We start from the raw sequence: 21,307 nt of genomic DNA on the forward strand, positions 1-21,307 counted from the left end.
ATTTCCCTTTGCCTTTTGTATAATGAAAACATAAGGAAAGACTTAGCGCCTGGCGCTTGGGCTGGGCCGGAAAGGTGTAGGTGTAGGATGAAGGAAACGATTTTGGCGAAATTTGCGGAGGTTTTTGGCGATGGAGAAGGGGCAGCGACCTACTTTGCGCCGGGAAGAGTGAATCTGATCGGAGAGCATACCGATTACAATGGGGGACATGTATTTCCCTGTGCGCTGACCATTGGCACTTATGGCGCAGCCCGCAAAAGGCAGGACAGAAAGCTGCGGTTTTTCTCCATGAATTTTGAAAAGCTGGGAGTGATAGAATCCTCTCTGGACGATCTGGTTCCCAGCAGGGAGGCAGGCTGGACCAATTACCCCAAGGGCGTGATGTGGGCCTTTGGAGAAAGGGGCATGGAGATTCCCTTTGGCATGGACCTTCTTTTGAACGGAAATATTCCAAACGGATCAGGACTTTCCTCCTCTGCTTCCCTGGAGGTGCTCACGGGATTTATTCTCCGGGACTTTTTCGGTTTTGAGGTAAGCAATCAGGATCTGGCTTTGATCGGACAGTTTTCCGAAAATAATTTTAATAAGGTAAACTGCGGCATTATGGATCAGTTTGCCATTGCAATGGGCAAAAAGGATCACGCTATTTTTCTGGACACTGCAGATTTGTCCTTTGAATATGCGCCCATCAAGCTGGAAAACGCCAAGATCGTCATTGCCTGCAGCAACAAAAAAAGAGGTCTTGGGGACTCTAAATACAACGAGCGCAGAAGCGAATGCGAAACGGCGCTGGCAGAGCTTCAAAAGGTGGTAAAGATCAATACCCTGGGAGATCTGGATGAAGAGACCTTTGAGAAATATAAGGATGCCATAGGGAGCGATGTGAGGAGAAAAAGGGCAAAGCATGCGGTTTATGAAAACCAGCGCACCATTCAGGCGGTTTCGGCCTTGAAGAATAACGATGTGAAGCGGTTTGGAGAGCTGATGAATGCTTCTCATGTGTCCCTTCGGGATGATTATGAGGTGACGGGCATAGAGCTGGACACCCTGGTGGAGGAAGCCTGGAAGGTGGAGGGCGTGATCGGCTCCCGCATGACGGGCGCAGGCTTTGGAGGCTGCACGGTGAGTATTGTGCGGGACGACGCCATCGATGCTTTCATTGAACAGGTGGGCAGAGCCTATGAAGCAAAAATCGGATATGCCGCTGACTTTTATGTGGTGGAGATTGGAGACGGCCCCTGCCGCATCTGACGGGTGCTCAGCACCATGGGCAGCCCCGTTGGCGCAGACCATAATATTCTGGGAGGAAGAGAGCAATGATTCAGACCTATATCAAAAAACTGGTGTCCTACGGCGTACAGACCGGCCTTGTTCCCCAAGAGGACGTGATTTTTACCACCAACCGGCTTTTGGAGCTGTTTGGGCTAGACGAGCTGGAGGATTCTGACACAGATGTCACAATGAGAGAGGATGAGCTGGAGGAGGTTCTTTCGGGGATGTTGGATTATGCCTTTGAAAAGGGGCTGATGACGGAAAACAGCATTGTCTACCGGGACCTGTTTGACACGAAGATCATGAGCATGCTGATGCCCCGTCCAAGCGAGGTGATCAGACGCTTTACTGAACTGTATGAGAATGTGTCTCCTCAGGCGGCTACGGATTATTATTATAAGCTGAGCAGAGATTCCGATTATATCCGCAGATACCGTATCTGCAAGGATCAGAAGTGGGTCACCTCCACAAAGTACGGCGATTTGGATATCACCATCAATCTCTCCAAGCCGGAGAAGGACCCCAAAGCCATTGCGGCGGCCAAAAATGCCAGGCAGTCCGGGTATCCAAAATGTCTTTTGTGCAAGGAAAATGAGGGCTATGCAGGCAGGATAAATCATCCTGCAAGGCAGAACCACCGCATTATTCCGGTGACCATAAACAACAGCCAGTGGGGCTTTCAGTATTCTCCTTATGTCTATTACAATGAGCACTGCATTGTGTTTAATTCTCAGCATGTGCCCATGAAGATTGATCACGCGGCTTTCTGCAAGCTCTTTGATTTTGTGAAGCAGTTTCCCCACTACTTTGTGGGCTCCAACGCAGACCTTCCCATTGTGGGGGGCTCCATCCTAAGCCACGATCATTTCCAGGGAGGACGCTATGAGTTTGCCATGGCAAAGGCCCCTGTGGAAAGAAGCTTTACCGTGGCGGGATACGAGGATGTGAAAGCCGGAATTGTCAACTGGCCCATGTCGGTGATCCGTCTCCAGGCAGCGGATACAGACAGAATCATTGCCCTGGCGGATGTGATCCTGGAAAAATGGAGAAGCTATACAGATGAGACCGCTTTCATTTTTGCAGAGACGGAGGGCGAGCCCCACAACACCATTACCCCCATCGCCAGAAAGAGAGGGGAGCTTTATGAGCTGGATCTGGTGCTTCGGAACAATATCACCACAGAGGAGCACCCTCTGGGCGTATATCATCCCCATGCAAAGCTGCATCATATCAAGAAGGAAAATATCGGCCTGATAGAGGTCATGGGACTTGCAGTGCTTCCCGCCCGCCTGAAGGAGGAAATGGCCCTGTTAAAGGAGGCCATCCTTACGGGAGCGGATCTGCGCGCAGACCAGGTTCTTGCAAAACATGCGGACTGGGTGGAGGAATTTAAGCCCAAATATGAACAGATCGACGCCTCCAATATCGACCAGATCATCCAGGAGGAGATTGGACTGGTGTTCATGGAGGTTTTGGAGGATGCAGGCGTTTACAAGAGAACGCCGGAAGGACAGGAAGCCTTCGACAGATTTGTGACAAGCTTGTCGTAAAGCTCAGGCCATCGGCTGTTTCTTTTAAAAAGAAAGGGCAGCTGGTGGCTTTTTACATGAAAAAAAGATAGTAAACAAAAATACATGGCAAATCATACAAAAACAGAAATGAAAATTGGTAAATATATGCCAAAGTTAACTAAGAATCTTGACTTTCAGTAGTACCTTTGATATGCTATATACATGATTAAAGTTTGGTTCAAATCAACGATGAATGGATTGTTACTGTGTGGCAGGCAAAACCAGATTTTATAAATTGATCGCAACGCTGCTTTTAAGCAGTTTTGCTGCCGGTCAGTTTATAAAGCCTGGTTTTTTTCTATCTATAGACAGCTTTCAGTACAAAAGACGGCAGAAGGTGATCTGCCCAGGAGTTGAGCAGGTATGGTAGTCGGAAAAGTTATCAATAATAACGTCATATCTTCATGGGATGCAGATCACAATGAGATTATTGTCATGGGAAGGGGAATCGGCTTTCAGAAAAGGCCGGGGCAGACTGTCAGTGAGGCGGATGTAGAAAAAATTTTCCGTCTGGAAAACAGTGATGTGCGCAGGCAGTTTGAAAATCTCCTGGAAAATATTCCTCTGGAGAATATTCAGGTGTCGGCGGATATCATTGCGTATGCCAAGGAGCAGTTAAATACCAGACTGAGCCAGAACGTGTATTTGACGCTCACGGATCACATCAGCTTTGCCATCACACGGTATCGGGAGGGAATGGATTTTTCCAACGCGCTTTATCTGGAGATCAAACGATTTTATCCCCAGCAGTTTGAGATCGGCATGCACGCGCTGGACCTGATTGCGGAGTATACGGGAATCCGTCTGCCGGATGATGAGGCTGCATCCATTGCCATTCACCTGGTAAATGCACAGTTTGACACAAAGGTCCGGGATACCTGGCGGGTGACAAATGTGATCCGGGATACCATAAAGATTCTGGAGGAGGAGCTGTCCCTGCCGCCGGAGGATTCCTTTCGTATGGACTGCCTGCTGTCCAATCTGAAGTTTCTATCTTACCGGATGCTGCTTATGCCCTCGGGGGAGGGGGAAGAGGATGAACAATTCTATCAATTTGTGAAAGGGTACTGCAGCAGGGAGTATCTGGCAGCCCAGAAGGTGAGAGAGCATTTGAAAAAAGAATACCAGTGTGAGATGACGGAGGAAGAACAGATTTATCTGACACTGTGGATTAAACAGACGGTCAGCTTTGAAAAACAAACTAAAAAGAAGGGAAGTATGGAGGATGGGCTTATTTGATTTTAAGAAAAAGAAGGAAATTTTACTGGGAGCGCCCGTGGAAGGAGAATGCGTTCCCCTGTCCCAGGTGAGCGATCCCACTTTCCGGGATGAGATTTTAGGAAAAGGAGTCGCCTTTCAGGCGTTGGACGGAAAGGTTTTTGCGCCTGCGGACGGGGAGGTGAGTACTGTTTTCCCCACCGGCCATGCGGTGGTTCTTACAACCAGCGAGGGAGTGGAAATCTTGATTCATATTGGTCTGGATACGGTAAAGCTGGAGGGAAAGCATTTTCAGATCAAAACGGAAGCGGGGAAACAGGTGAAGAAAGGAGAGCTTTTGATTGAGGCGGACATACAGGCCATCGAGAAAGAGGGATATGACTGTATGACGCCGATGATTATCTGCAATACGCCGGATTTTACCGCAGTGGAGGGGATCGCTCAGGGACATGTAAAGCCGGGGGACGACTGTCTGCGGATCAGGAAATAGCAGCCGGAAAACAGGACGGGGGTGATGGCAGGACATGCAGAAATATGCAGGAAAAAGTGTTTCAAAGGGGACTGCGGCAGGAAAAATACGCCTTTATGCCAGAAAAGAGACGGCAGGCCCAAAACGGACAGTGGAGGATGTGCAGGCAGAGCTTGCGCGGTTTGAAGAGGCCAGAAGGGAAGCGGAAGCCAGGATAGAGGGCCTGTATGAGAAGGCGTTGAAAGAGGCCGGGGAAGAACAGGCCATGATCTTTGAGGTGCACCGGATGATGCTGGAGGATGCGGATTACCTGGAGGCGGTGCGCAGCCTGATCCGGGAGGAGAAGGCGGATGCGGAATACGCGGTGCGCACTGCGGGGGAGCAGTTTGCCCGGATGTTTTCGGAGCTGGACAATGACTACATGAAGCAGCGCAGCGCGGATGTGCTGGACGTTTCCCGCCAGGTTGCGGGGATTCTGGCAGGCGGGGAGGAGGAAGCGTCCTGGGATGAGCCGGTGATCCTGTTAGCCCGGGATCTGTCGCCCAGCGAGACCATGCAGCTTGACAAGGATAAGATACTGGCATTTGCCCTGTGCGGGGGGTCAGCCAACTCCCATACGGCGATCCTGGCCCGGTCCCTGAACATCCCGGCCCTGGTGCAGACCCAGGTGGAGCTGAAGGAGGAGTATGACGGGAAACAGGGTGCGGTGGACGGGTTTTCGGGAGTGCTTTATGTGGAGCCGGATGAGGAGACCCTTTCAGAGCTTCATGAGAGGGAGGAAAGGCAGAAAGAGCGCCGGGAAAGGCTGGAGCAGCTCAAGGGGCTTAAGAACGAGACCCGTGACGGAAGAAGGGTGGAGATATATGCCAACATAGGCAGCGCGGAAGAGGTGGAGAAGGTGCTGGAGTCGGATGCGGGAGGCATAGGGCTTTTCCGGAGCGAGTTTCTCTACCTGGGAAGGGAGGACTATCCCACGGAGGAGGAGCAGTTTGAGATCTATAAGGAAGTGCTCTCCCGGATGGGAGGGAAAAAGGTGGTGATCAGGACCCTGGATATCGGAGCGGACAAACAGGCGGACTATTTCGGGCTGCCCAGGGAGGAAAACCCGGCGTTAGGGTACCGTGCCATCCGGATCTGCCTGACGAGAAGGGATGTGTTTACAGCCCAGCTGCGGGCCATCTACAGGGCATCAGCGTATGGAAGGGCAGCGGTGATGTTCCCCATGGTGATATCCGTGGAGGAAGTGCGGAAGATAAAGGAGATCGTGGAAGAGGTAAAGAAGGAGCTGTCAGAGGAAGGGAAGGCCGTTGGGGAAGTGGAGCTCGGGATCATGGTGGAGACCCCGGCGGCAGCCATCATCAGCGACAGGCTGGCGGAGGAGGTTGACTTTTTCAGCCTGGGGACCAATGACCTGACGCAGTACACGCTGGCCATAGACAGGCAGAACCAGAGGCTGGAGGAATTCTTTGACGCCCACCACGAGGCGGTGCTGCGCCTGATAGAGCTGACGGTAAAGAATGCCCATGCAGCGGGGATATGGGCAGGGATCTGCGGGGACCTGGCGGCGGATGAAAGCCTTACGGAGAGGTTTCTGGAGATGGGGGTGGATGAGCTTTCGGTGGCCCCGTCCAGCGTGCTGTCTGTGAGGGAGGCGGTGCGGAACATCTGACGGACTGTAATATAGGAAAAGAAAGGAAAAAGAGAAATGAAACAATTTGAGTACACCATTACCGATGAGCTGGGAATTCATGCAAGGCCCGCGGGCCTGCTGGTAAAAAAGGCCGGAGAGTTTGCCAGTACGGTGACCATTGACAACGGCCAGAAAAAGGCGGATGCAAAGAAGCTGATTTCCCTGATGATGCTGGCTGTGAAAAAGGGACAGACCGTTAAGTTTATCATTGAAGGCGCTGACGAGGATAAGGCGGCTGCGGTCCTGGAAGCGTTTATGAAGGAAAATCTTTAAAAATTTTTACTACATTTTCAAATTGTATTCGGAGGAAAAAGGTTCCTTTAGAATAAAATAATCCTGAGGCTAGGGCAGGAAGAAACGGGGGTTTATTATTTATGATGAAACATTTACAGAAGCTGGGCAAAGCCCTGATGCTTCCGGTAGCTTGTCTGCCGATCTGCGGTATCCTGATGGGTATCGGCTATCTGATGTGTCCCGCCACCATGCAGGGCGGCGAGATTGCGGGAATTATCGAGAGAATCGGATTTTTCCTGGTGAAGGCCGGAGGAGCTCTTATTGACAATCTGGCGATTTTGTTTGTAATCGGTGTGGGAGTAGGCCTGTCTGAGGATAATGACGGAACAGGAGGCCTGTCCGCGCTGGTATCCTGGCTGATGATCACATCCCTCCTCAACACATCCGTGATTACCACCATTATTCCTTCTATCGCGGCAAATGAGGATGCTGTGCTGGCCTTTGATAAAATTGTAAATCCGTTTATCGGTATTTTGGCCGGCGTTATCGGTGCTGTGTGCTACAATAAGTTTAAGGGAACCAAGCTGCCTGACTGGCTGTCCTTCTTCAGCGGCAAGCGGTGTGTGGCCATTGTGTCCGGAGTTGTATCTATTATTGTATCAGCAATCCTGATGGTTGTATGGCCTCTTTTGTTCAGCGCTCTTATCGCACTGGGCGAAGCCATCATCGGACTGGATGCAGTGGGAGCAGGTATCTATGCTTTCCTGAACCGTCTGCTGATCCCTACAGGTCTGCATCATGCCCTGAACAACGTGTTCTGGTTTGACACCATCGGAATCGGCGACCTGTCTCACTTCTGGGCAGGAGACACCTCCGCTGATGTTACCTGGAGTCTTGGTATGTATATGTCCGGCTTCTTCCCTTGTATGATGGGTGGTGTTCCCGGCGCTGCACTGGCTATGATACATACCGCAAAGAGTAACAAGAAGAAAGTGGCTATCGGCCTTGTGGCTTCTGCTGCAGTCTGTGCCTTTGTCTGCGGCGTTACCGAGCCCTTTGAGTTCGCATTCATGTTCCTGGCGCCCGGCCTGTATCTGATCTACGCTCTGCTGTATGGTATCTTTACTGTGATTACCGTGCTTTTGGGCTTCCGGGCAGGCTTCAGCTTTTCCGCAGGCGCTACGGATCTTCTGTTCTCCGCACCCCTGCCGGCAGCACAGAATACTTGGATGATTCTTCCTCTGGGCATTGCGGCCTTTATCGTGTTCTATGTGGTATTCAGGTTTGCCATTGTGAAGTTTGACTTAAAGACGCCGGGACGTGAGGACGACGATGTGGAAACCGAGAAAGCGGCTGTTTTGGCTAACGATGACTTTACCCAGGTTGCATCTATCGTTTTACAGGGACTGGGGGGAAAGGGCAATATCGCTTCCCTTGACAACTGTATTACAAGACTGCGCATTGAAGTAAAGGATTACACCCAGGTGGATGAAAAGAAGATTAAGTCTGCCGGAATTTCAGGCGTGATCCGGCCCAGCAAAACCTCGGTACAGGTAATTGTAGGTACCAAGGTACAGTTTGTGGCTGATGAAATGAAGAAAATGCTGAAATAAGAAACACAGGGAACATTAATTTTCTGGTATTCTCTGCTGTCCCCTAGCACAGCAAATAGAAAGCGCCCTCAGGCCTGTCGGTCTGAGGGCGTATAAAGTTCTATTGACTTTCTGCAATACCTTTGATATGATACGAACAAAGTCAAGAGATTAGTTTCAGTGAAGGATAAATGGACTGTCACTGCATGGCAGGCAAGACCAGATTTTATAAATTGATCGCAACACTGCTTTGGGGCAGGTTGGCTGCAGTCAGTTTATAAGGTCTGGTTTTTTATAGGAAAAGAAAAGATGGGGAAAAGTGCATGACAAGACTTGCGGTCATCAGTGACATTCATGGAAATTATATGGCGCTGGAAGCGTTTTTAGAATATCTCAGGAAGCATCCTGTGGACGGGATACTGTGTCTGGGGGATTACGTGACGGACAGTCCTTATCCGGAGCGCACAATGAGGCTTATTTATGAAATGCGGGAAAGCTGTCCTTGTGTTATGATCAGAGGCAACAGAGAGGAATATCTGCTGGAAAATGAAAAAAAGAGCCAGGGATGGAAGCCTTCCTCTGCAAACGGAGCTTTGTACTATACGGCCCTTCATTTATCCAGGGAAGATATGGCGTTTTTGGAAGAACTGCCCCGGGAAGAGATTTTTTCTAAGGAGGGCTGTCCGGACACTTATCTGTGCCATGGCACGCCGGGACAGATAAGAGGAAACGTAACCTTTGGCCGGGGAACCAGAGAGCGGGCGCTGGGGGCCATAGAGCAAAGATACCTTTTTGGAGGACACAGCCATCATCAGGAAATTTTTACACGGGGAGAAAAGACCTATTTAAACCCGGGCTCTCTGGGGCTTGCCATAGACGGAGTGGGAGGAAGGGCTCAGTTTGCCCTGGTGACAGGACAGGCTTCACAAGGCAGCGGATCGCAAGGCGGGGGAGCAAAAGGCAGCACATCAAAAGACGGCACATGGCGTATGGAACTGCTGTCCATTCCTTATGATGTGGAGGGATTTCTGCGGGACTTTCAGACCAGCGGTCTGGAGGAGAATGGAAGAATCTTGTGCCGGGCCATAAAAAAGACGCTGGTTACCGGAATCAATTATTTTTATGAGAGTATTCTGGAGGTGCAGAAGGAATCGCCCCTTCCTCTGGCACAGATTCCAGAGAGCGTGTGGGAGACCGTAGCAAGGAGATTGGAGCTTTAACTGATGAAATTTTTACTGACTGCCATTAATGCAAAATATATTCATTCCAATCCCGCCATCTACAGCCTGCGGGCCTATGCGGGGAAGGAGCTTTGGGAGCGGATTGTACTGGCGGAGTTTACCATAAACCAGGACAAGATGGATATTCTGGCTCGAATTTATGAACAGAGACCGGAGGCGGTAGGCTTTTCCTGTTACATTTGGAATTGGAAGCTGGTGGAGGATTTGCTGAAGGAGCTGCCCAAGGTGCTTCCGGACACGGACATCTGGCTGGGGGGTCCCCAGGTGAGCTTTGGCGCAGAGGACATCCTGAGGAAATATCCGCAGGTTACAGGCATTATGGTGGGAGAGGGCGAGGCTGCATTTAGAGAGCTTATTACACTTTACGAAAAAAGGGAGCAAGGAATGGACATAGATTTTGGAGCCTGTGCGGGCTTATGCCTGCCCCAGGGTTTCACCGGCCCAAGAGAGCTGTTAGATATCAACAGCGTGCCTTTTCCCTATGAGAACTTAGAGCCCTTTGCCAACAGGATTATTTATTATGAGAGCAGCAGGGGCTGTCCATACCGATGCAGCTACTGTCTTTCCTCGGTGGACAAGTGCATACGAATACGTGACATTAGTGTCGTAAAAAAGGAACTGCAATTTTTCCTGAATCACAGGGTAAAGCAGGTGAAATTTGTAGACCGAACCTTTAACTGCAATCCGGCTCATGCCATGGAAATCTGGAGGTATCTCCAGGAACATGACAATAGTGTCACCAATTTTCATTTTGAAATTTCGGCAGATCTATTGAAGGAGGAACATATCGCGCTGCTTGGAAGCCTTCGTCCTGGGCTGGTTCAGCTTGAGATCGGGGTTCAGTCGGTAAATCCACATACCCTGCAGGCGGTGTGCAGAGTGACGAATTTAGAGCGGCTTGAAAAAAATGTGGCGGCCATCCGGGCGGGAAATAATGTACACCAGCATCTGGACTTGATCGCTGGACTGCCCTATGAAGACCTTGAGAGCTTTGCGGGGTCCTTTGACAGAGTCTATGCCATGAAGCCCCAGCAGCTGCAGCTTGGCTTTTTAAAGGTGCTGAAGGGTTCAAAGCTGTACGAGGAAGCGGAGCAATTCGGCATTCGCTATCTTGAGGAGCCGCCCTATGAGGTGCTTTCTACCAACTGGCTTTCCTTTGGACAGCTCAGGCGCCTGAAAAAAATAGAGGAGCTGGTGGAGCTGTACTACAACAGCGGACAATACAGCCATACGCTCAGGCTTCTTGAAAAAGTATTTCAAAGCCCCTTTGCCATGTTTGCGTCCATGGCGGATTTCTTTGAAAAACAAAATTATTTTCTGAACAGCCCGGCCAGAGCCCACCGCTATGGGATACTGCTTCGGTTTGCGTGGGAATGGGACCCGGAAAGGCTTCCCGCCTATAAAGAGCTTCTCACCTATGACATGTATCTGCGGGAAAAGGCAAAAAGCAGGCCGGACTTTGCCCGGGATATCACTCCTTTTAAAGAGGATATTCGAGACTTTTATCAAACGGAGGAGAATCAAAGGAGCTGTCTGAAGGGCTATGAGGGATATGACTGGAAGCAGATGAGCAAAATGACCCATTTAGAGCCCTTCTTTTATCCCGTGTGGGAACCGGAGAAAATTGGGGAGGCGAAAGAAAAGCCCTGCTTTGTGCTGTTTGACTATAGAGAGCGTTCTCCTCTGACCAAAGAGGCGCGCACCACAATTTTAAGAAGCCATGGAAAGGGAACATATGATACGCTCTTACGTCAGCATTGACTTGGAAACCACAGGGTTAAACCCAAAGCTTGATAAAATAATAGAGATCGGAGCCGTGAAGGTGGTAGACGGCCAGGTTCAGGATACCTTTTGGGCCTTTGTGAATCCGGGCAGACGGCTGGGAGAAAAAATCACGGCGCTTACGGGAATCAGGGATGAAATGCTTCAGGATGCTTTGCAGATCGGTGAGGTGGCGCCTTCCCTGTTTTCCTTTCTGGAGGATTATCCTTTACTGGGGCACCGGGTTTTATTTGACTTTTCTTTCCTGAAAAAGGCGGCGGTGGATCAGAGACTGTCCTTTGAAAAAAAGGGTATTGACACCTTAAAGATTGCAAAAAAGTATCTTGGAGAATTGGAGCATAGGAATCTGGATTACCTGTGTTCCTATTATGGGATTGCCCATGAGGCTCACAGAGCCCTTGGGGACGCCCAGGCTGCATCGGCCCTCTATGAAAGGCTGGTCCGGCAGTTTTATGACCCCCAGGAAGAGGTGTTTTGTCCCTTTGTGCTGCAATACCAGGCAAAAAGAGACACACCTGCCGCTAAATCCCAAAAGGAACGGTTATACAGCCTGATTGAGCGGCATAAACTGATGGTAGACGTTGATGTGGAAAAGCTTACCCGAAGCGAGGCAAGCAGACTTACGGATAAGATTCTTGCAAGGTACGGACGATAGCCTTGCTGTTTGCGGAATGAAGGGACTGGGCGGTCTGGACTAAAAAGGAAATTTTGTCTTTCTGGCCGTTTGCGCAGTAGTATTCCGCCAGCCTGTAATAGGTGCGGCTTATGTCGGTTTTGGTGCTCACCGCAAATTCCATGATGGCGGCGGCCTGTGAGACAAAGCCGTTGTCCCATAAAAGATCCGCCCATTTCTGCAGGGTGCGCACCAGTACGGTATAGTTTTGGTCGTAATCGGACAGGGCCGTAATATTGGCGGTGCCATATTCCAGCTTTAAATCGGTGTTGGAATAGCCTGTGAGATTTACGATGGGCTGTGTGGAGAGGGTTTTCAGAATGTCCACACATTCCCTGACCTCAGGATTTTCTTCCATCAGGTTCAGGGGGAAGGTATCTAAGGGGATTTTAATATAATCCAGATGATCCAAAGGCTTTCGGCGCACGGAGTCTGCCAGGCGCTCCCTTTCCCAGAAGAGAGCCTCCGCCTTTTTGCTCTCCCTGCTCTTTTTGGAAAGGAGCATGGAAAGTATTAGTATAAACAGGATTAAACTTGCCAAAACCACTAAATTCATTTATAATATCCTTTCAGAGTTTGTTGTTTGAATCAGAAAAGAGGAGTAATTATGTTTCATTGGAATAAAAAAACGAGACAGCGCATCTCGGCAGCCATCATCGTTTTGCTGGTGCTTGCTATGGTGATTCCTACTTTATCATACTTTTTTTATTAATTCAAATTTTTTTGGACAGAGAAAGAGGATTTCAGCCAGCTTTTTAAGGAAAGAATGAGGAGCAGTATGAAAAAATATTTGTGTCGGTGGTGTATGGCGGCTTGTTTGTGCCTGTGGGCGCTTACGGCCGGCATCACAGTAAGGGCTCAGGGGGAGGAGACCATAAAAACCGGTGTTTTTGCCGGGGAGATAGATTTGTCAGGCATGAGTGCAAAAGAGGCTTCTTCGGCCGTGGAGAATTATGTGGAGGGCTTAAAAGAGGTGGAAATCACACTGCTGGCCGCACAGGACCAGGAGGTGACGGTTACCGCCGGAGAGCTGGGTATTTCCTGGGCAAATCCTGAGCTTGTACAGGAGGCCCTTACGCTGGGAACACAGGGCAACGTGATAGAGCGCTATAAGGTGCTGATGGATCTGGAGCATGAAAACAAGGTATTTGACATTGCCCTGGACTTTGACCTGCAGGCCATCAATGATGTGCTTACAGAGTGCACGGAGTATGATCAGGCTGCCGTGGATGCGTCCCTGAAAAGGACCAATGGGGCCTTTGAGGTGGTTGACGGCGTTACGGGCTATATTCTGGACGTTGAGACCTCCATTGACAGAGTTTATGACTATCTGACTACGCAGTGGGATCACCAGCCCTGCAGGATCGAGCTGGACATTGTGGTGGATGAGCCCAGGGGAAGTAAAGAGGAGCTTTCCCAGGTGCAGGATGTGCTGGGAAGCTTTACAACCTCCTACAGTACGTCAGGCTCCTCCAGAAGCGCCAATATTTCAAATGGGTGTGAACTCATAAACGGCACCGTGCTCTATCCCGGGGATGAATTTTCCACCTACGAGGCAGTGGCGCCCTTTACACAGGAAAACGGTTATTATATGGCGGGCTCCTATCTGAACGGAAAGGTGGTTGACAGCCTGGGCGGCGGAATCTGCCAGGTTTCCACTACGCTGTACAATGCGGTTTTAAATGCAGAGCTGGAGGTTACAGAGCGTCATAATCATTCCATGATTGTCTCCTATGTGGACCCTTCGGCGGATGCGGCCATTGCGGAAAGCTCGGGGAAGGATTTCTGTTTTGTAAATAATACGGATGCTCCCATTTACATAGAAGGCGTAATAGAGAATAAAAGAGTTACCTTCACTATTTACGGCAAGGAGACCAGGGCGGAGGGCCGTCAGGTCAAATACGAGAGCAAGGTGCTGGAGGTAATCAATCCCCCGGCAGACATGATTTATGCGGATGCAAGCCAGCCCATCGGATATATTGTGCAGGAGAGCGCTCACATCGGTTATAAGGCGCAGCTGTGGAAGGTGGTTACCGAGGACGGGGTGGAGGTAAGCCGTACCCAGGTCAACAGCAGCAGCTATAAGATGGTACCCAGAAGCGCTACGGTGGGTACCGCCACCAATGATCCCACGGCTTATGAGGAGATTATGGCGGCCATCGGAACCAACAGCATTGACCATGTGAAAAATGTGATCGCCCTTTTGACGGCACAGCCTGCAGACACCAACAGTGTGGAAATAGGAGAGCAGTAAGAGGGCGGCAGGCCGGATTTGGATGGGACGGGAGGCTTAGATGAAAATCGGTAAGGTATCGGAGACAATTTTAAAGCGTTCCGTGCTGCGGCACATAAAAACAGAAGGAAAAGAAATCGTAAGCGGCGCAGGCGTAGGGGGAGACTGCGCCTTTTTCGCGTCCGGGGACGGCCAATGTGTTGTGAGCTGTATGCAGGAGGCGGCGCTCACCATTGGAAGGGAAGGCGCCGGGGAAGGGATGGAAGGCGCAGAAGATGGGATGTCCATAGGGCATCTGCTGCAAAAATGCTTTAACAACCTGGGGGCGGGAGGCGCCCGTCCTACAGCAGTGATGATCACCCTTCTTCTGCCAGAGGACATTCAGGAACCGGATATCAGGGCGCTTATGGAGCAGGCGCAGGCAGCCTGCAGCGGGCTGGGGGTTGCCATAGCGGGAGGACAGACCAGAATCTGCAGGGAAGTGAAGGCTCCCTGGGGGGTGGTGACGGGCTTTGGAAAGAGCGGCCTGTTAAATGGGCCTGGAAGGGCCGAACCGGGACAGGATATTGTGGTCAGTAAATGGATTGGTCTGGAGGGAACGGCCTTCCTTGCCAGACGCTTCAAGGATAAGCTCCGGGAGAGATATCCCGCTTACTTTGTGGAGGAGGCCGCTTCCTTTGACCGGTATTACTCCATACTGCCGGAGGCTGCAGCAGCCGTGAAGTCCGGTGTCTGCGCCATGCACGACGCTTCCGAGGGAGGCATTTTTGCCGCTCTGTGGGAGCTTGCAGAGAGAGCAGGTACCGGACTTGCCATCGACTTAAGAGAGCTGCCGCTTCGGCAGGAAACTGTGGAGGTCTGTGAGTACTGTGGGGTAAACCCTTATGAGCTTTTGTCCGGGGGATGCCTTGTGATGACCAGTGGGGACGGCCAGGCCCTTGCCCGGATTCTTTCGGAGCAGGGGATTCCTGCAAGGGTAGTAGGGAAAATTACCGAAGGCAGCCGCAGAATCATTCGTAATGGGGAGGAAATCCGCTATATGGACCGGCCCCAGACGGATGAAATCTATAAAATAATACAGCGCTCATAAAACGAGTGCGGAATGGAGTGGAAAATGAGAGAAGAATTATTAGCTGTCATTGAAAAAAACAGCCGGATTGACTTAAAGGAGCTGGCGGTGATTTTGGGTGTAGAGGAGATAGACGTGGTAAACGAGATTGCCGCTTTAGAGGCGGAGGGTATCATCTGCGGATATCATACATTGATTAACTGGGAGAAAACCTCTGTGGATAAGGTGGACGCTTTGATTGAGGTGCGCGTGACTCCCCAGAGAGGCCAGGGGTTTGACGGCATTGCGGAGCGCATTTATAAATATCCCGAGGTGAGAAGCGTATATTTGATCTCAGGGGGCTATGACCTGATGGTGATTTTAGAGGGAAAGACTCTGCGGGAGGTGGCAAATTTTGTGTCCGATAAGCTTTCCACACTGGATACCGTATTGAGTACGGCAACCCACTTTATTTTAAAGAAATATAAAGACCACGGCACAGTGTTTGCACAAAAAGAAGAAGATGAAAGAGAGATGATTACCCCATGAGAAATCCGTTAGCAGACAAAATTGTGGAGATTAAGCCGTCGGGTATCCGAAAATTTTTTGATATTGTAAGTGAAATGAAGGATGCCATCTCTCTGGGAGTGGGAGAGCCGGATTTTGACACGCCCTGGCATATCCGGGACGAGGGCATTTATTCCCTGGAGAAGGGAAAAACCTTTTACACCTCCAATTCGGGCTTGAAGGAGCTGCGCATGGAGATCTGTAATTACCTGCAGAGAAAACAGGGGATTTTCTATGACTGGAGCCATGAGGTGCTGGTAACGGTAGGAGGCTCCGAAGCCATCGACATCGGTCTTCGGGCAATGATAAACCCGGGAGAAGAGGTTTTGATTCCCCAGCCAAGCTATGTGTCCTATGAGCCTTGCGCCATACTGGCGGGGGCCGTGCCTGTGATCATCAATCTGAAAGAGGAGAATGAATTCCGGCTGACGGCCAGGGAGCTGGAGGAGGCCATTACCGAAAAGACCAAGGTGTTAATTCTTCCTTTTCCCAACAATCCCACGGGAGCTATCATGGAAAAGGAGGATTTGGAGGCCATTGCGGAGGTTATCTTAAAACATGACATATTTGTCATGTCAGATGAAATCTATGGGGAACTTACCTATAAGGGAGAGCATGTTTCTATCGCAAGCCTGCCCGGCATGCAGGAGCGAACCATCCTTATCAACGGCTTTTCCAAGGCCTATGCCATGACGGGCTGGAGACTGGGTTATGCCTGCGGTCCCAGGGAGATTATTGAGCAGATGACCAAGATTCACCAGTTTGCCATCATGTGTGCGCCCACCACAAGCCAGTATGCCGCTGTGGACGCCCTGAAAAACGGTGACGGGGATATTGCCGAAATGCGAAAGGCCTATAACCAGCGCAGAAGATATCTGCTCCATGCCTTTCAGGAGATGGGACTGACCTGCTTTGAACCCTACGGAGCCTTTTATGTATTTCCCTGCATCAAGGAATTTGGCATGACCAGCGAGGAATTTGCGTCCAGATTTTTGGAGGAGGAGAAGGTGGCGGCGGTTCCGGGAACGGCATTCGGCGACTGCGGCGAGGGATATCTTAGAATTTCCTATGCCTATTCCTTGGAAAAGCTGAAGGTTGCCATGGGACGTCTGGCACACTTTGTAGCCAGGCTTCGGGCCGAGCAGGCGTCCAAAAACAACTGACAGGAGCAAAAAAGCCATGCACATTGTTCTGCATCAGCCGGAAATACCGGCGAACACGGGAAACATAGGGAGAACCTGCGCTGCCACGGGAACCAGCCTTCATTTGATCGAGCCTCTGGGCTTTCGGCTGAATGAAAAAGAAATCAAGCGCGCCGGCATGGATTACTGGCAGCAGCTTGATGTGACAAGATATCTGAATTTTGAAGAATTTAAAAATACACATCCAGGGGCGAAAATCTGGATGGCTACCACAAAGGCAAAGCGCATCTACACGGAGGCGGCCTTTGGCCCGGACGATTTTTTAATGTTTGGGAAGGAAAGCGCCGGGATTCCGGAGGAGATTCTGGTACAATACCAGGAAACGGCTATCCGGATTCCCATGCTGCCTTCCATCCGGTCTTTAAATTTGTCCAACTCAGTGGCCATTGTGCTCTATGAGGCCCTGCGCCAGAATGGGTTCCCCGAAATGCAGCTGGAGGGAAGCCTGCATAGGCTGCAGTGGGAGGAAAGCTAAGACTGCTTTCTTCCTTCTGCAGTCTTTTTTTATGGGTCGGATAGATCCATAAAATAAAAGGAAAGTCCTGAAATGTCTAATGCTTTTCTTTTATTATATGCGTTTTTGTATTGTGTTTGGGAGTGGCACTGTGTAGAATATAGGCAGAGAAAATTTGAAGCAGGAGCGGATTTATGATGCTTCGGAATGGACGGAAAATGAAAGTACATGAAACGGCGTTTATCGCCCCGGGAGCGGTGGTGAAGGGAAACGTAACTTTAGAGGAAAATGCAAGCGTCTGGTATCACGCTGTAATCAGGGGGGACAGAGACTTTGTCACGGTGGGCCGAGGAAGCAATATTCAGGATAACTGTGTAGTGCATGTGGAGGAAGGAAATCCCGTGATTCTCGGAGAGCATGTGACTGTGGGCCACGGGGCTATCCTGCATGGCTGCCGGGTGGGAGACAATTCCCTGATCGGTATGGGGGCCATTGTGATGGACGGCTGTGTTATCGGGAAAAACTGTATTGTAGGGGCGGGAGCCCTGGTGACCCCAAATACAGTGATACCGGACAATTCTCTTGCAGTGGGGTCTCCGGCCAGGGTAAAAAGGCAGGTGACGGCTAAGGAGGCAGAGTCAAACCTGCAAAATGCGGCGCTGTATGTGGAGGAGGCTTTTCTTGCAGCCCATGAGTAAAAGGACATTCGAGAGGAAAAACAGAAAATGATGATGAGCAGGCGAACGCTTAAAAAACTGGCCGGTACCGTCACCTACAGACGAGGCGAGGAAATCTACATGATGGATGAGGTGGAGGAAATCTCTGTCCGTCCTGATGAAAAAAACAGAAGGGATTACATTCTGGCAAAGGTACATGGCAGCGGCAGAAAACGTTATCAGGTAGATATGACTTACAGCTATGAGGAAGAGGATATAACAGAATACTACTGCGAATGCCCGGCGTTCAGCAGCTACCCTGGGCTCTGCAAGCATTGCGTTGCCGTCGCGCTGGAGTATATCGGAGACAGGGAGCGCCAAAGAACCATCGAGGAATATCTGATGGAGACAGAAGGGGAAAATGGGAAGGAGAGGCCGGCAGTGCGCACCGCCTCCGGCTATGCTCCGGCGGTAAAGAAGGAGCCGCGTACAACGCCTGCTATGAAAACACTTCTGGGAAACAGGATGATAAGAAGAAGTCTGCCCGTCACGCAGAGCGAGGTCTGTGGACAGGTCTGCCTGGAGCCTTGCCTTTATCTGTCCGGGGAGGATTGGAAGCTGGATTTTCGGATTGGAATCTCCAGGAAATACGTGTTAAAGGATGTTTTTGCTTTTGTGCAGCTTCTGGAAACACAGCAAACCTACGCCTATGGCCAGAAGCTGAATTTTGTACATGATATCAGCGCTTTTGCAAAGGACAGCCTTCCGCTGGTAGGCTTTCTTCAGGCATGGGTCAGAAACAACAAAGACCGGTATGTGCAGACGAAATATTACTATTACGGTTATTTTGAGCAGCTTCCCAAGCTCAGGCACATTCCACTGTCCGCAGAGGAGCTGGAGCAGTTTCTCCGTCTTATAGAGGGCAGGAAATTTATGGCGGAAATCCAGGGCCATGGCGAGAGCAGCTGGGAGGTCACAGAGGAAAAGCCCGAGCGTCAGGTTATTATTCAGGGAAGGGAAAAGGGAATTTATGTTTCCTTAAAATCTGTTCCGGGAATTTTTACGGGAACCAGCCTGCTTTCCTTTGGGGAAGGATTGATCTACCGGGAGAAAAGGCAGGAGCTGGAGCCGGTATTGGACTTTATGAAATGTTTAAGTGAGCTGCCGGAACAGAAGGCGTATATTGAGAAGGCTGACGTCCCCGCCTTTTGCAGAGAGCTTTTACCCTCTCTGGAAAAGCATTTTGACTGTAAGGCCAGCGATTTTGAAAAGGAAAGCTTTGGGGTTTTGGAGGTTTCCTTTGAAATTTATCTGGATATGCCCCAGAAGGATTTCATCACCTGTCAGGTAAAAGCGGTATATGGAGAAAAAAAATATCAGGTATACGCGCCGCAGCGGGTGCAGACGGACAGAGATCTGGTAAAGGAAATAGAAGTGTCAGACCGGATAAGCCGTTATTTCAACGCTTATGACGAAAAAAATGCAAGTATGGCTCTTTCAGGAGACGAGGGTGCGCTCTATGAGCTTTTGACCAGTGGAATCCGGGAATTTCAGGAAATCGGAGAGGTGTTTTTGTCCGACAAACTAAAGCGGCTGCGGGTAAGCCCGGCGCCCAGAGCTTCCCTGGGAATCTCTCTTTCCGGCGATCTTTTGGAGCTTACCATGACGGCTTCGGACATTCCCTTGGAGAAGCTTCAGGAAATTCTTTCCAGATATGACCCCAGAAAAAAATATTACCGGCTGGGAAACGGTGAATTCATCAATATGGAGGGAGAGGAGCTGGGAGCTTTTCTGGAGCTTAAGGAGGGGCTTGGGCTGACGGAGGCACAGCTGAAGCAGGGAAAGGTACAGCTGCCCAAGTACCGGGCTTTGTATCTGGATGAGGAATCCAGGGAGTGGGAGTCCCTTTCCGTAAAGAAAAACAGTGGCTTTAAGGCGCTGGTGCGTAATATGAAAACCGTAGAGGACAATGATTTTGAGATGCCTGAGAGCCTGGAAGGAGTGCTTCGGGAATACCAGAAAAAAGGATTTTTGTGGCTGAAAACTTTGAGGCATAACGGTTTTGGAGGGATTCTTGCGGATGACATGGGGCTTGGGAAAACGCTGCAGGTTATCGCCTTTTTCCTGTCAGAGCAGGGAGAGCGGGAAAGTCCAGAGCCCTCTCTGGTTGTGTGTCCGGCCTCCCTGGTCTATAACTGGGTCAGTGAATTTGAACGGTTTGCTCCTGGACTTTCGGTGCAGGCCATAACGGGAAGCGCTTCGGAGCGGCAAAAAAAGCTTGAGGCGGCAGCGTCTTTGGGCCAAATTTTAATTACCTCCTATGATTTACTCAGACGGGATATACAGGAATACCAAAAGATCAGGTTTTCCTGCCAGGTGATTGACGAGGCACAGTTTGTCAAAAATTACAATACCCAGGCTGCCCGTGCAGTGAAAGAAATTCAGGCAGGCTTTAAGCTGGCGCTGACGGGCACTCCTATAGAGAACCGGTTGAGCGAGCTGTGGAGCATTTTTGATTATCTCATGCCAGGCTTTCTGTATTCTTATCAGCGTTTTAAAAGTGATTTTGAGGCCCCTATCGTACAGGGAGGAGAGGAGGCTGCGGCAAAGCGGCTGCGGAAGCTGATCCGTCCCTTTATTCTCAGACGGCTGAAAAAGGATGTGCTTAAGGACCTTCCGGACAAGCTGGAGGAAAATGTATATGTGCAGCTGGAAGGGGAGCAGCAGGAGCTGTACGACGCACATGTGAAGCGTATGCTTTTGATGCTGGATCAGCACTCTGAAGAGGAATTCCGCAGAAATAAGCTTCAGGTGCTGGCGGAGCTGACAAAGCTCAGACAGCTTTGCTGCGATCCCACTCTTCTTTATGAAAATTATAAGGGAGAATCTGCCAAGGCCCAGCTGTGTGTGGATATGATAAAGAATGCGGTCAGCGGGGGACATAAGCTGCTTTTGTTTTCCCAGTTTACCACCATGCTGTCCCATTTGTGCGGACTGCTGCAAAAGGAGGGTATTTCCTACTATGTGCTCACAGGTTCTACCAATAAAGAAAAAAGAAAGGATCTGGTAGAAGCCTTTCAGAGGGATGATACCTCAGTATTTTGTATTTCCTTAAAGGCAGGAGGAACCGGGCTGAATCTGACGGCGGCAGACATGGTGATTCATTACGACCCCTGGTGGAACATAGCGGTGCAGAATCAGGCTACGGACTGGGTTCATCGTATTGGACAGACCAATGTAGTAAACGTCTACAGGCTCATTGCCAAGAATACCATTGAGGAAAGAATTCTGGCCCTGCAGGAAAAAAAGAAGGGGTTAGCAGAACAGCTTTTGGGCGGCGAGGGCATGGATCGGATAGATTTTACCAAAGAGGAGCTTGCAGAGCTTTTAAGGGGCAGATGAGAC

Annotated in this window: 18 protein-coding genes; 17 read left to right on the forward strand and 1 reads right to left on the reverse strand. The window is 50.2% G+C overall.

The window, feature by feature from the left end:
• Positions 1-87 precede the first annotated feature (87 nt).
• From SHK35_RS05870 to SHK35_RS05915, 10 genes are all read left to right on the forward strand, one after another.
• Positions 88-1,251: a galactokinase gene (locus SHK35_RS05870; RefSeq protein ID WP_318705584.1), complete on the forward strand. Its 1,164-nt coding sequence runs from the start codon at positions 88-90 to the stop codon at positions 1,249-1,251.
• 65 nt (positions 1,252-1,316) lie between these two features.
• Positions 1,317-2,822 (forward strand): UDP-glucose--hexose-1-phosphate uridylyltransferase, encoded by a 1,506-nt coding sequence (gene galT, locus SHK35_RS05875; RefSeq protein WP_318709054.1) that lies wholly within the window; start codon positions 1,317-1,319, stop codon positions 2,820-2,822.
• Between the two features lie 384 nt (positions 2,823-3,206).
• On the forward strand, positions 3,207-4,082 hold the full coding sequence (licT, locus tag SHK35_RS05880; protein WP_318709055.1) for a BglG family transcription antiterminator LicT: 876 nt from the start codon (positions 3,207-3,209) through the stop codon (positions 4,080-4,082).
• Complete coding sequence (locus SHK35_RS05885; protein ID WP_318704316.1) at positions 4,069-4,551, forward strand: PTS sugar transporter subunit IIA; 483 nt, start codon at positions 4,069-4,071, stop codon at positions 4,549-4,551. The genes licT and SHK35_RS05885 overlap by 14 nt, the downstream gene beginning before the upstream one ends.
• Positions 4,552-4,585: 34 nt before the next feature.
• Positions 4,586-6,199, forward strand: coding sequence for a phosphoenolpyruvate--protein phosphotransferase (ptsP, locus tag SHK35_RS05890; RefSeq protein ID WP_318709056.1), 1,614 nt, complete (start codon positions 4,586-4,588; stop codon positions 6,197-6,199).
• 36 nt (positions 6,200-6,235) lie between these two features.
• A complete protein-coding gene (locus tag SHK35_RS05895; protein ID WP_318709057.1) occupies positions 6,236-6,493 on the forward strand; it encodes an HPr family phosphocarrier protein in 258 nt (85 codons plus the stop codon).
• 104 nt (positions 6,494-6,597) lie between these two features.
• The gene (locus tag SHK35_RS05900) at positions 6,598-8,067 is read left to right on the forward strand and encodes a PTS transporter subunit EIIC (RefSeq protein WP_318704379.1); all 1,470 of its coding nucleotides are present in this window, start codon (positions 6,598-6,600) and stop codon (positions 8,065-8,067) included.
• A gap of 302 nt (positions 8,068-8,369) precedes the next feature.
• Positions 8,370-9,266, forward strand: a complete 897-nt coding sequence (locus tag SHK35_RS05905; RefSeq protein WP_318709058.1) for a metallophosphoesterase family protein — start codon at positions 8,370-8,372, stop codon at positions 9,264-9,266.
• A gap of 3 nt (positions 9,267-9,269) precedes the next feature.
• Positions 9,270-11,048: a B12-binding domain-containing radical SAM protein gene (locus SHK35_RS05910; protein ID WP_318709059.1), complete on the forward strand. Its 1,779-nt coding sequence runs from the start codon at positions 9,270-9,272 to the stop codon at positions 11,046-11,048.
• Entirely contained in the window at positions 11,023-11,724 is a 702-nt protein-coding gene (locus SHK35_RS05915; RefSeq protein ID WP_318704321.1) for a 3'-5' exonuclease, read from the forward strand. The genes SHK35_RS05910 and SHK35_RS05915 overlap by 26 nt, the downstream gene beginning before the upstream one ends.
• Here the strand turns inward: SHK35_RS05915 and SHK35_RS05920 are convergent.
• On the reverse strand, positions 11,690-12,298 hold the full coding sequence (locus SHK35_RS05920) for a hypothetical protein (protein ID WP_318704322.1): 609 nt from the start codon (positions 12,296-12,298) through the stop codon (positions 11,690-11,692). The genes SHK35_RS05915 and SHK35_RS05920 overlap by 35 nt on opposite strands.
• A gap of 222 nt (positions 12,299-12,520) precedes the next feature.
• Here SHK35_RS05920 and SHK35_RS05925 point away from each other — a divergent pair, with 222 nt between their 5' ends.
• The 7 genes from SHK35_RS05925 to SHK35_RS05955 all read left to right on the forward strand — a co-directional run bounded on the left by SHK35_RS05925 (position 12,521) and on the right by SHK35_RS05955 (position 21,304).
• Positions 12,521-13,996 (forward strand): VanW family protein, encoded by a 1,476-nt coding sequence (locus SHK35_RS05925; protein WP_318709060.1) that lies wholly within the window; start codon positions 12,521-12,523, stop codon positions 13,994-13,996.
• 40 nt (positions 13,997-14,036) lie between these two features.
• A complete protein-coding gene (locus tag SHK35_RS05930; protein ID WP_318709061.1) occupies positions 14,037-15,065 on the forward strand; it encodes an AIR synthase-related protein in 1,029 nt (342 codons plus the stop codon).
• A 24-nt stretch (positions 15,066-15,089) separates the two neighbouring features.
• Positions 15,090-15,572 carry an Lrp/AsnC family transcriptional regulator gene (locus tag SHK35_RS05935; protein ID WP_318704325.1) on the forward strand — a complete coding sequence of 161 codons (483 nt, stop codon included), beginning with the start codon at positions 15,090-15,092 and terminating at the stop codon, positions 15,570-15,572.
• Positions 15,569-16,753: an aminotransferase class I/II-fold pyridoxal phosphate-dependent enzyme gene (locus SHK35_RS05940; RefSeq protein ID WP_318709062.1), complete on the forward strand. Its 1,185-nt coding sequence runs from the start codon at positions 15,569-15,571 to the stop codon at positions 16,751-16,753. The genes SHK35_RS05935 and SHK35_RS05940 overlap by 4 nt, the downstream gene beginning before the upstream one ends.
• A 16-nt stretch (positions 16,754-16,769) precedes the next feature.
• Positions 16,770-17,267, forward strand: coding sequence for a tRNA (cytidine(34)-2'-O)-methyltransferase (locus SHK35_RS05945; protein WP_318704327.1), 498 nt, complete (start codon positions 16,770-16,772; stop codon positions 17,265-17,267).
• Between the two features lie 197 nt (positions 17,268-17,464).
• Positions 17,465-17,944 (forward strand): gamma carbonic anhydrase family protein, encoded by a 480-nt coding sequence (locus SHK35_RS05950; RefSeq protein ID WP_318709063.1) that lies wholly within the window; start codon positions 17,465-17,467, stop codon positions 17,942-17,944.
• Positions 17,945-17,971: 27 nt separating this feature from the next.
• Positions 17,972-21,304: an SNF2 helicase associated domain-containing protein gene (locus SHK35_RS05955; protein ID WP_318709064.1), complete on the forward strand. Its 3,333-nt coding sequence runs from the start codon at positions 17,972-17,974 to the stop codon at positions 21,302-21,304.
• Positions 21,305-21,307: the final 3 nt, after the last annotated feature.

Source organism: Candidatus Acetatifactor stercoripullorum (assembly GCF_944382095.1).
Classification (GTDB): domain Bacteria; phylum Bacillota; class Clostridia; order Lachnospirales; family Lachnospiraceae; genus Acetatifactor; species Acetatifactor stercoripullorum.